Annotated in this window: 11 protein-coding genes and 1 pseudogene; 8 read left to right on the top strand and 4 right to left on the bottom strand. The window is 65.9% G+C overall.

The features are described from left to right. Together AC1DO7_RS35820 and AC1DO7_RS35825 are read left to right on the top strand one after the other, a co-directional pair. Nucleotides 1-235: pseudogene (locus AC1DO7_RS35820) on the top strand (ribonuclease HII); the annotation flags it as partial. Next, a complete protein-coding gene (locus tag AC1DO7_RS35825) occupies nt 232-1,017 on the top strand; it encodes a TrmH family RNA methyltransferase (protein ID WP_441613488.1) in 786 nt (261 codons plus the stop codon). The pseudogene AC1DO7_RS35820 and the gene AC1DO7_RS35825, both read left to right, overlap by 4 nt. 39 nt (nt 1,018-1,056) lie before the next feature. Here the strand turns inward: AC1DO7_RS35825 and ppsR are convergent, their stop codons facing one another. Continuing rightward, on the bottom strand, nt 1,057-1,950 hold the full coding sequence (ppsR, locus tag AC1DO7_RS35830; RefSeq protein WP_441613489.1) for a posphoenolpyruvate synthetase regulatory kinase/phosphorylase PpsR: 894 nt from the start codon (nt 1,948-1,950) through the stop codon (nt 1,057-1,059). Between the two features lie 282 nt (nt 1,951-2,232). Between ppsR and ppsA the strand changes: the two genes are divergently transcribed. The 3 genes from ppsA (at nt 2,233) to AC1DO7_RS35845 (ending at nt 6,166) form a co-directional block, all read left to right on the top strand. Beyond that, a complete protein-coding gene (gene ppsA, locus AC1DO7_RS35835) occupies nt 2,233-4,617 on the top strand; it encodes a phosphoenolpyruvate synthase (protein WP_441613490.1) in 2,385 nt (794 codons plus the stop codon). A gap of 117 nt (nt 4,618-4,734) precedes the next feature. Then, nucleotides 4,735-5,160: an NfeD family protein gene (locus AC1DO7_RS35840; protein WP_441613491.1), complete on the top strand. Its 426-nt coding sequence runs from the start codon at nt 4,735-4,737 to the stop codon at nt 5,158-5,160. A gap of 79 nt (nt 5,161-5,239) precedes the next feature. After that, entirely contained in the window at nt 5,240-6,166 is a 927-nt protein-coding gene (locus tag AC1DO7_RS35845; RefSeq protein ID WP_477117202.1) for an SPFH domain-containing protein, read from the top strand. A gap of 85 nt (nt 6,167-6,251) precedes the next feature. On the opposite strand, the gene smpB is transcribed toward AC1DO7_RS35845, so the two are convergent. Continuing rightward, nucleotides 6,252-6,704 (bottom strand): SsrA-binding protein SmpB, encoded by a 453-nt coding sequence (smpB, locus tag AC1DO7_RS35850; RefSeq protein WP_477117203.1) that lies wholly within the window; start codon nt 6,702-6,704, stop codon nt 6,252-6,254. A gap of 292 nt (nt 6,705-6,996) precedes the next feature. On the opposite strand from smpB, the gene AC1DO7_RS35855 reads away from it, so the two are divergent. Both AC1DO7_RS35855 and AC1DO7_RS35860 read left to right on the top strand, forming a co-directional pair. Further along, nucleotides 6,997-7,434, top strand: a complete 438-nt coding sequence (locus AC1DO7_RS35855) for a type II toxin-antitoxin system RatA family toxin (RefSeq protein ID WP_441613495.1) — start codon at nt 6,997-6,999, stop codon at nt 7,432-7,434. Continuing rightward, nucleotides 7,421-7,765, top strand: coding sequence for an RnfH family protein (locus AC1DO7_RS35860; RefSeq protein WP_441613496.1), 345 nt, complete (start codon nt 7,421-7,423; stop codon nt 7,763-7,765). The genes AC1DO7_RS35855 and AC1DO7_RS35860 overlap by 14 nt, the downstream gene beginning before the upstream one ends. Nucleotides 7,766-7,790: 25 nt before the next feature. Here the strand turns inward: AC1DO7_RS35860 and AC1DO7_RS35865 are convergent, their stop codons facing one another. Then, nucleotides 7,791-8,357, bottom strand: coding sequence for a DUF4124 domain-containing protein (locus AC1DO7_RS35865; protein ID WP_441613497.1), 567 nt, complete (start codon nt 8,355-8,357; stop codon nt 7,791-7,793). A gap of 168 nt (nt 8,358-8,525) precedes the next feature. Then, complete coding sequence (locus AC1DO7_RS35870) at nt 8,526-9,485, bottom strand: DMT family transporter (RefSeq protein ID WP_477117204.1); 960 nt, start codon at nt 9,483-9,485, stop codon at nt 8,526-8,528. Nucleotides 9,486-9,608: 123 nt separating this feature from the next. Between AC1DO7_RS35870 and AC1DO7_RS35875 the strand changes: the two genes are divergently transcribed. After that, nucleotides 9,609-9,953: IMP dehydrogenase (locus AC1DO7_RS35875; protein ID WP_477117205.1), on the top strand; the 345-nt coding region annotated here is incomplete at its 3' end.

The raw sequence follows: 9,953 nt of genomic DNA on the forward strand, positions 1-9,953 counted from the left end.
CGCCAAGGTCGCGCGCGACCGCGAGCTGCTCACGCTGCATGCGTCGTATCCGCAGTACGGCTTCGATGCCCATGCGGGCTACGGCACGCCGCAGCACCTGGCCGCGCTGGCGGAGTTCGGCGCCACGCCGCACCACCGGCGCTCATTCGCGCCCGTGCGCGAGGCAATCGCGCGGGGACCCATCGCGCCGGCACCCGCGTCGGCGTGGGACGCATCGGCGGAGCAGGCATCGTGAAACACGTCACTTCGCGCGAGAACGCGCTGTTCAAGCATCTCAAGGCGCTGACCACCTCGACGCATGCGCGCCGCAAGGCGGGGCAGTCGGTGCTGGATGGCGTGCACCTGGCGCAGGCCTACCTGGCCGCGCTGGGCCAGCCGGTGCAGTGCGTGGTGTCGGAGCGGCACTACGACCATGCGGAGGTCGCACCGCTGCTGGCGCAGGTCGCGCCCGAGCGCGTGGTGCTRCTGGCCGATGCGTTGTTCGAGCAGATTGCCGGCGTGGTCAACGGTATCGACCTGATGCTGGTGATCGATACGCCGTCCGGCCACCTGCCGTCGCGCATCGACACCGACTGCGTCATCCTCGACGGTGTGCAGGACGCCGGCAATGTCGGCTCCATCCTGCGCAGCGCGGCCGCGGCCGGCATCGGCCATGCCTTCCTGGTGACCGGCAGCGCCTTCGCCTGGTCAGCCAAGACCCTGCGTGCGGCCATGGGCGCGAATTTTCACCTGAATATCGTCGAGCATTGCACGCTCGAGATGCTGGCGCCGCGCCTGGCCGTGCCGCTGCTGGCCACCTCGTCGCACGCTCAGGCCGCGGTGTACGACACCGACCTGCGTGCGCCGGTCGGCTGGGTGGTGGGCAACGAGGGCAGCGGCGTGAGCCGGGAATGGATGGCCAGGGTCGACCGTACCGTGGGCATCCCGCAGCCGGGCGGGCTGGAGTCGCTCAACGTGGCGGCAGCCACGGCGATCTGCCTGTTCGAGGCCGTGCGCCAGCGGCGGCCGGGCGGCTGAGCCTGTTCCTGCCGCCGGCCCCGCCGCCGGCGCTCCCGATCAGTAGTTGCTGTCGCGCTCCACCTTGATCTCCTGCAGGATCGTGGTGGCGATCTCTTCGATCGACTTGTGGGTGGACGACAGCCACTTGATGCCTTCGCGGCGCATCATCGCCTCGGCCTCGTTGACCTCGTAGCGGCAGTTTTCCAGCGCGGCGTACTTGCTGCCCGGGCGCCGCTCGTTGCGGATCTCGGCCAGCCGCTGCGGGTTGATCGACAGCCCGAAGATCTTCGGCTTGAACGCGTACAGCGCCGTCGGCAGCTTGCCGCGCTCGAAATCGTCGGGGATCAGCGGGTAGTTGGCGGCCTTCAGGCCGTACTGCATCGCCAGGTAGAGGCTGGTCGGGGTCTTGCCGCTGCGCGACACGCCCACCAGGATCACATCGGCCTCGGCCAGGTTCTTGTGCGACTGGCCATCATCGTGCGCGAGCGAGAAATTGATCGCCTCGATGCGGTTCTGGTAGGCCTCGGTGTCCGCGTTCTGGTGGAAGCGGCCGATCGCGTGCGTGGACTTGAGCCCCAGTTCTTTTTCCAGCGGCTCGATGAAGGTCTGGAACATGTCCAGGATCATGGCCTTGGCGCGGCGGATCGCCTTGTTCGACTCCTGGTTGACCAGGGTGGTGAAGACGATGGGCGGCGCGCCTTCGGCGTAGAAGGCCTCGTTGATCTTGCCTACCGCGATATGTGCCTTCTCCGGGGTGTCCACGAACGGCATGCGCACCTTGCGAAAGCGCATCTCGAACTGGGCCAGGATGGAGTGGCTGAAGGTTTCCGCGGTGATGCCGGTGCCATCGGAGACGATAAAAACCGTACGGATGGCAGGGCGCTCCTCTTTGCGCGGTTCCTGGGATTGCTGCGGCTCAAGGGGCGCGGCGGGAGCGGCGGGCTGGGACATGTCTGTACAATTATTTTTTGAAACCGTGCTCCGCGAAAGTGCGGAGCGGCACGGTAGAATAGCGGCGATCTTTTCGCTAAGCAATTCCGCCAGCGCTGTCGGGGCAACGATCCGGCCACGGATTGTCGACAATGTGCGCTGCAGCAATCACGGTCGAACTCCGGTCCCCACCGAGGGTGGGAATGCGCGGGACTGTTTAGCCAAGCGATCCGTCCGGTAGCAGAACTCCAACAAGATTCCGGGCGTCAGCAACAGGTTTCTTACTTTGTTTTTGAGGCTTTTATGAACAACCCGGCAATTGACGGCGCCTATGTGCTGCCGTTCGAGCAGTTGCGCAAGGAAGATGTGGAAACCGTGGGGGGCAAGAACTCGTCGCTGGGCGAGATGATCTCCCAGCTGGCCGAGGCCGGCGTGCGCGTTCCCGGCGGCTTTGCCACCACCTCGCTCGCGTTCCGTGACTTCCTCACCCACAACAACCTCACCCAGCGCATTTCCGATCGCCTCAAGGCCCTCGACGTCGACGACGTCAAGGCACTGGCCGAGGCCGGCGCCGAGATCCGCGACTGGGTCGTCAAGGCCCCGTTCCAGCCCCGTCTCGAGCAGGAAGTCCGCGAGTTCTACGCCCGTGCCGAAGAGCGCGAAGGCGCCGAAGCCTCGTTCGCGGTGCGCTCGTCGGCCACCGCCGAAGACCTGCCCGACGCCTCGTTCGCCGGCCAGCAGGAGTCCTACCTGAACGTCAGCGGCATCGACGACGTGCTGGACAAGATCCGCCACGTGTTCGCTTCGCTGTACAACGACCGCGCCATTTCCTACCGCGTGCACAAGGGCTTTGCCCATGACGTGGTGGCGCTGTCGGCCGGCGTGCAGCGCATGGTGCGCTCGGACGTGGGCGCTTCCGGCGTCATGTTCACCATCGACACCGAGTCGGGCTTCCAGGAAGTGGTCTTCATCACTTCCAGCTACGGCCTGGGCGAAACCGTGGTGCAGGGCGCGGTCAACCCCGACGAGTTCTACGTCTTCAAGCCCACGCTGGAAGCCGGCAAGTACCCGATCATCCGCCGCTCGATCGGCTCCAAGCTGATCAAGATGGAATTCACCGCGCCGGGCGAAGCCGGCCGCGTGAAGACCGTGGACGTGCCCATCGAACTGCGCAACCGCTACTCGATCACCGACGCGGACGTGGCCGAGCTGGCCAAGTACGCCGTCATCATCGAGAAGCACTACGGCCGCCCGATGGACATCGAATGGGGCCGCGACGGCCGCGACGGCAAGATCTACATCCTGCAGGCGCGCCCGGAGACCGTGAAGAGCCAGTCCGCCGGCAAGGCCGAGCAGCGCTTCAAGCTCAAGGGCACGGCACCCGTGCTGACCAGCGGCCGCGCGATCGGCCAGAAGATCGGCACCGGCCGCGTGCGCGTGATCAACGACCCGGCGGAAATGGAACGCGTGCAGCCCGGCGACGTGCTGGTCGCCGACATGACCGACCCCAACTGGGAGCCGGTGATGAAGCGCGCGGCTGCCATCGTCACCAACCGCGGTGGCCGTACCTGCCACGCTGCCATCATCGCGCGCGAACTGGGCGTGCCGGCCGTGGTCGGCTGCGCCGATGCCACCGACGTGCTCAAGGACGGCACGCTGGTGACGGTGTCGTGCGCCGAGGGCGATGAAGGCCGTATCTACGACGGCCTGCTCGAGACCGAGGTCACGGAAGTGCAGCGCGGCGAAATGCCGGAAATCGACGTCAAGATCATGATGAACGTCGGCAACCCGCAACTGGCCTTCGACTTCTGCCAGATCCCGAACCAGGGCGTGGGCCTGGCCCGCCTCGAGTTCATCATCAACAACAATATCGGCGTCCACCCGAAGGCCATCCTCGACTACCCGCAGGTCGACGCTGACCTGAAGAAGGCCGTGGAAAGCGTGGCCCGCGGCCACGCCAGCCCGCGCGCGTTCTACGTCGACAAGCTGGCCGAAGGCATCGCCACCATCGGCGCGGCGTTCTACCCGAAGCCCGTCATCGTGCGCCTGTCGGACTTCAAGTCCAACGAGTACAAGAAGCTGATCGGCGGTTCGCGCTACGAGCCGGACGAGGAAAACCCGATGCTGGGCTTCCGCGGCGCCTCGCGCTACATCTCCGAAGACTTCGCCGAAGCCTTCGAGATGGAATGCAAGGCCATGAAGCGCGTGCGCGACGACATGGGCCTGACCAATGTCGAGATCATGGTGCCGTTCGTGCGCACGCTCGGCCAGGCCGAGAAGGTGATCGAGCTGCTGGCCAAGCACGGCCTGAAGCGCGGCGAGAACGGCCTGCGTATCATCATGATGTGCGAAGTGCCGTCCAACGCCATCCTGGCCGAGGAATTCCTGCAGTTCTTCGACGGTTTCTCGATCGGCTCGAACGACCTGACCCAGCTCACGCTGGGCCTGGACCGCGACTCCGGCATGGAACTGCTGGCCAAGGACTTCGACGAACGCGACCCGGCGGTCAAGTTCATGCTGTCGCGCGCGATCTCCACCGCGCTGCGCCTGGACAAGTACGTCGGCATCTGCGGCCAGGGTCCTTCGGATCACCCGGACTTTGCCGAGTGGCTGGCCAAGGAAGGCATCAAGTCGATCTCGCTGAACCCGGACTCGGTCATCGATACCTGGAAGCAACTGGCTTCCTGAGGCATTTGAAGTCACAATAGCGGTACACCGGCCCTGCGCCAGGTGTTCCGAACCCCCGCAGGCGCCCTGGCGCTGCGGGGGTTTTTCAATTGGGACTGCTGATCGGTAGGGGGGGAGATGGCGCCGTACTACATCTGGTTTGCACTGGCCGCGGTGCTGGTGATCGCGGAACTGGCGCTCGGCACCTTGTACCTGCTGATGGTGGCACTTGGGGCCGCCGCCGGCGGCCTTGCCGCGCTGGGGGGGCTTGCCGCGGCCAGCCAGACCGTGCTGGCCGCGCTGGTGGCCCTGGCCGGCTTCGTGGTGCTGCGGCGCTCCCGCTACGGCCGCACGCGGCGYGATGCTGCCGAGTGCGATCCCAACGTCAACCTGGACATCGGCCAGGAGCTGGAAGTGCCGGCGTGGGGCTCGGGCGGCCGTGCGCGGGTGCGCTACCGCGGCACCGAATGGGATGTCGAGCTACAGCCCGGCGCCGCCGCGGCGCCCGGGCGCTTCCGCATCGTCGAGGTGCACGGCAACACCCTGTTCGTCAGCCCGCGCTAGGCGTTTGGTCCTGGCGCGGGCCTGTTTCCCGCGGTTTTTATTCCGTTCTGTCTTTCTTCAACCCCCTCACGGAGGTCACATGTTCGAGTTCTTCGGCAGCCTGCTGCCCCTGCTGGTCCTGGTCGCTGTGATCGTGCTGGTGGCGCAGAGCTTCAAGATCGTGCCGCAGCAGCATGCCTGGGTGCTGGAGCGCCTCGGCAAGTACCGCGCGACGCTGACGCCGGGCCTGACCGTGGTGCTGCCTTTCATCGACCGGGTGGCCTRCAAGCACGTGCTGAAGGAAATCCCGCTCGACGTGCCCAGCCAGGTCTGCATCACGCGCGACAACACGCAGTTGCAGGTGGACGGCGTGCTGTATTTCCAGGTCACCGATCCGATGAAGGCGTCCTACGGCTCGAGCAATTTCGTGGTTGCCATCACCCAGTTGTCGCAGACCACGTTGCGCTCGGTGATCGGCAAGCTGGAGCTGGACAAGACCTTTGAAGAGCGCGACTACATCAATCACAGCGTGGTCAACGCGCTCGATGAAGCCGCCGCCAGCTGGGGCGTGAAGGTGCTGCGCTACGAGATCAAGGACCTCACGCCGCCCAAGGAGATCCTGCATGCCATGCAGGCCCAGATCACCGCCGAGCGCGAAAAGCGCGCGCTGATCGCGGCGTCGGAAGGCAAGCGCCAGGAGCAGATCAACCTGGCCACGGGCGCGCGCGAGGCGGCCATCCAGAAATCGGAAGGCGACCGCCAGGCCGCCATCAACCGGGCGCAGGGCGAGGCCTCGGCGATCCTGGCCGTGGCCGAAGCCAATGCGCAGGCGATCGAGAAGATCGGGCGCGCCATCCGCACCGATGGCGGCATGGAGGCGGTCAACCTGAAGGTAGCGGAGGAATACGTGGGCGCCTTCGGCAACCTGGCCAAGCAGGGCAACACCCTGATCGTGCCGGGCAACCTCGGGGAGATGAGCAGCATGGTGGCGGCCGCGCTGCAGATCGTGAAAGCGCAGAAGGCCTAGCGGATACAGGGAAGGCAAGGAGGGCAGGCAAGGGCGCGCGCGACGCACGCGGCTGGCGCCAGGCGGGAGCGTTGCTCCCCGCGCCTTATTCCTTCGTCGCGCCCTTCATGATGCGCGCCTTTTCGCGCTGCCAGTCGCGGTTCTTCTCGGTTTCGCGCTTGTCGAACTGCTTCTTGCCCTTGGCCAGGCCGATCTCGCATTTGACGCGGCCGCGCGTGTAATGCAGGTTAAGTGGCACGATCGTGAAGCCGCGCTGCTCCACCTTGCCGATCAGCCGCTTGATTTCCTCGGCCTTGAGCAGCAGCTTGCGGGTACGCACCGCATCGGGGTTGATGTGGGTCGAAGCGCTCTGCAGCGGGCTGATGTGGGCGCCGATCAGGAACAGCTCGGCATCGCGCACGACCACGTAACCCTCCTTGATCTGCACGCGACCCGCGCGGATCGCCTTGACTTCCYAGCCCTCGAGCACGATCCCCGCCTCGTATCGCTCTTCGATGAAGTAGTCGAAAAAGGCCTTCTTGTTGTCTGCGATGGTCATGCGATCCGGGTAGAGGAGATGAAGGTAAGAAAAAACAAAAAACAAAAAACAAAAAAACGAAAAACCAGAAATCAGATGGGGAAGCCGGGCGGGTGGGCCGCGCCGCCGGGAGGCCGCCAGGCGCCCTTGCATTGTGGCCAGGACGCGGCCGGGATGCCGATGTGCCGTGCGTGGGCTAAAATTGCGATTCTAGCAAACCGGCCCGCCCCGGTGGATCCCGCAGTGCGTCATGCCGCGCCCGGGATTCGTTCGGGCCGTGCTTGCTTTCCCGATACACCCGATTTCCCGATACATGGCAGACGTCCATAAATCCGTGCTGCTCGGCCACTCCGCCGAGCAGATGTACAACCTGGTCACGCAAGTCGAGGACTATCCCAAGTTCCTCCCCTGGTGCGGTGGCGTGGAGGTGTTCGAGCAGACCGAGACCATGCTCGACGCCAAGATCCACATCCACTTCAACGGCATCAAGCAGTACTTCCATACCCGCAACACCCAGGAGCGGCCCACCCGCATCGATATGGTGTTCGAGGACGGCCCCTTCAAGGTCTTCAGCGGATCCTGGCGCTTCACGCCGCTGCGCGAGGACGCCTGCAAGATCGAGTTCCACCTGCACTACGAGTTCTCCAGCTTCCTGCTGGAGAAGATCATCGGACCGGTGTTCAGCATGATCGCCAATACCTTCGTCGACGCCTTCGTCAAGCGGGCCGAGGTGGTGTATGGCAATGGCTGACGCGGCGGCCGGCACGGTGCGCGTATCGGTGTGCTACGCCCGCCCTGAAGGCGCCTTCCTGAGGGAAATCGAGGTGGCGCCCGGCACCAGCGTCATCGGCGCGATCGGCGCGTCCGGGTTGCTGCAGGCCTGCCCGGAGGTGGATCCCGCCACCCTGCGCGTGGGCATCTTCAGCAAGCTCAAGACCCCCGACACCGTCGTGCGCGACGGCGACCGTATCGAAGTCTATCGCCCGCTGGTGGCGGATCCGAAGTCGGCGCGCCGCAAGCGCGTGCTGAAAACCCGTCGCGGCGGCACCAGGGAAGGCCAGAAATGGCTGCGCGGCGGCTGACGCGCAAGGCGCTCCGTTTCCTCGCCTAGGCGCAGTTTTCCGCGATGCTCGCGTTCGCGCGCTGCATTTCGGCCTGGCGCTGGTCGTCGTTCAGGTGCTGCGCCGAGCCATCCGCGGCCGGCAGGGCAATGCGGCGGTTTTGCTGCAATGCCGTGGCGAAGTTGCGCATCTCGGTGCAGCGCACCTGGCGTTCCTGGGCGAGCTTGTCCCTGGTGGCTTGCTCGGCATCGGCCTTGAGCGCGTCCGCGCGGCGTTTCTGGAAGGCGTCTTCCGCGCTCGCGGCCGGCCTGGCCTCTGCTTTCGCCTCGCCTTTCAGCTCCGTCCTGGCATTCACCGACATGGCCGCCACGGCCGCCACGGCCGGCGCCGGCTCGGCGGGCCGCAAGGCGCCGGCAAAGCGCCCGGGGGCCTTGACCACGCTGGCGGGCGGCACCGAGGGCGGCGGCGGGACATCGCTGAACACGGTACGGCCGCTGGCGTCGCGCCATTGCCATTGCGCCTGGGCGATGCCGGACTGGCAAAGGCAGGCCAGGGCGGCGAGCGTGAGGAGCGCGAGCGGGCGGGCGGTCTTGCGCGCAGTCATTGGTTTCATTGGCTTGGGTCGGGGTGACGGCCTGCGGGGAACAATGGCTGCGAAGGGCGCGCGCTGCGGCAGGCCGCAACTGCCATCCGCAACGATTCGCAGTCGTCCCAGGCAGGCAGGAGATCCCCGCCCCACGAGTGACTCGCGCGCCCCTGACCGCCGGGATTGGCCGCTAGTTTAGGCAGACTTGCCGGTGGCGTGCAAGCGCACCGACCAGGCCACGCCGACCATCAACAACACAATGGCGGCAATCTCCAGCGGGCGCGGCAGGCGATGGTCGAACACAAAGCCATATGCCAGCGCGAACAGCGTCTCGAACACGATCAKCTGGCCMGACAGCGTGAGCGGCAGTCGGCGGCTCGAGATATTCCACAAGTTGTTGCCGATCAGCGACGCGCCCAGTGCCACCGCCGCGTTGACCGTCCAGAACCAGTGCCAGTCGCGGCCGCTGCCGGCGGCGGCCAGGCTGTCGCCGGCCAGCAGCCAGCCAGCGATCGCCAGCACCACCGAGACCACGCCGGTGGAGATGCCGTACAAGGCCGACCATTCGTTGCCGCTGTACTGGGGGTTGCGCTGCAGGTAGCGCGCGTTGTCGACGGCATAGAGCGTCCAGCATACCAGCGCGCCTGCCGCGCACATGACGCCCGCCAGGCGCTCCCATGCCGGGCGCAGCGCCGCCGCGCCGGCCTGCCCGTGGGCGCCGCCACCGCCGCCGAACAGGTCGATGTTGATGCAGGCGATGCCCGCGGCCACCACCAGCAAGGGCCAGATCAGCCGGGACAGCGGCACCGCGCCGTGGTCGCGCCTGCCCATGATGGTGACCGAGATGGGCAGGATGCCGATGATCAGCGACGTCGGGCCGACGCCGGCCAGCTGCACGCCGAAGGCCAGCAGCACGTAGTAGAGCAGGTTGCCGGTGAAGGCCTGGCGCAGCAGGGCCACGCAATCGGCGCGGGTCAGCTTGCGGGCGATGCGCTTCATCAGCGGCAGCGCGGCAATGAACGCGACCAGCCCATAGGCCAGGTAGCGGCCGATCGCGAGTTCCCACGGCGAGAACACGGGCAGCAGCTTGGGGGCGATAAACACCATGCCCCAGAACGCGCCGGCCAGCAGGCCGCACAGTACGCCGATACCCATCTTGGTCAGACCTATGCCGGAAAAAGGACAAAGAGCATAGCAGACTCGCACAAGGGCACTCGCAGGCGCGTCAAGAAACGTGCCATTCCTGTATAATTCGGTTTTGCGCCTAGAGGAATTGCTATGCGTCTTGTCCAGAAAGCACTCACATTCGATGACGTGCTGCTTGTGCCGGCCTATTCGTCGGTACTGCCCCGTGATGTTTCCCTCCGTACCCGCCTGACCCGTTCGATCGAGCTGAACATTCCGCTGGTATCCGCCGCCATGGATACCGTCACGGAAGCCCGCCTGGCGATCGCCATGGCGCAGGCCGGTGGTATTGGCATCGTCCACAAGAACCTGAAGCCGGCCGACCAGGCTCGCGAAATCGCGCGCGTGAAGCGCTACGAATCCGGCGTGCTGCGTGATCCGATCACCATCCCTCCGGACATGAAGATCCGGGATGTGATTGCGCTGTCACATCAACAC

It is taken from the genome of Cupriavidus sp. 05N40, from assembly GCF_056397305.1.